Here is a 448-nt window from a genome sequence, read left to right as displayed (position 1 = left end):
CCCTTGCGGAGTGGTGAAAAGATAGGGAGTTTACTAACAAACTTCCAAGCCTTTTGTTCTTATTTATTTCATTTTCCCCTTAACTACCTGTAACGGTGCGAGATTCTTTTTGTAAAACAGGTGGGCGGAAGGCTGGGAACGCCGGATCCGGCACAGGATAGGGACGGGAACCGGGATCTAACCTGGACATTGCGGGGGAAACATGGATGATCCTGAAAATTGGATCGCACCACGGACATCCGCGGAACCGGGACTTGATACAGGCTCTGCAGCGGAAACATGGATGGACAGTGTATTGATCGATCTGCTTAAGCTCGGGATCACTATGGTAGCCCGCTCGCCTCAATGCCCAATTGAAGACGGTGCGCACAGGCGCAGCAGATGGACGGGAACAAGCGTAAAAGATCGCAGAACTCAGCGCTCCGGAATACCTTCTTTTGCAGCTATA

Annotated in this window: 1 protein-coding gene; it reads left to right on the top strand. The window is 51.1% G+C overall.

From position 1 onward, the window contains the following. Positions 1-202: 202 nt before the first annotated feature. Positions 203-448 (top strand): hypothetical protein (locus B3H30_RS18075; protein WP_286834750.1); only part of this gene is annotated, 246 nt, incomplete at its 3' end.

The sequence above is a fragment of the Sphingobacterium sp. UBA7038 genome, assembly GCF_002494055.1.
Lineage (GTDB): Bacteria > Bacteroidota > Bacteroidia > Sphingobacteriales > Sphingobacteriaceae > Sphingobacterium > Sphingobacterium multivorum.
This window is presented reverse-complemented; position numbering and strand designations above follow the sequence as displayed.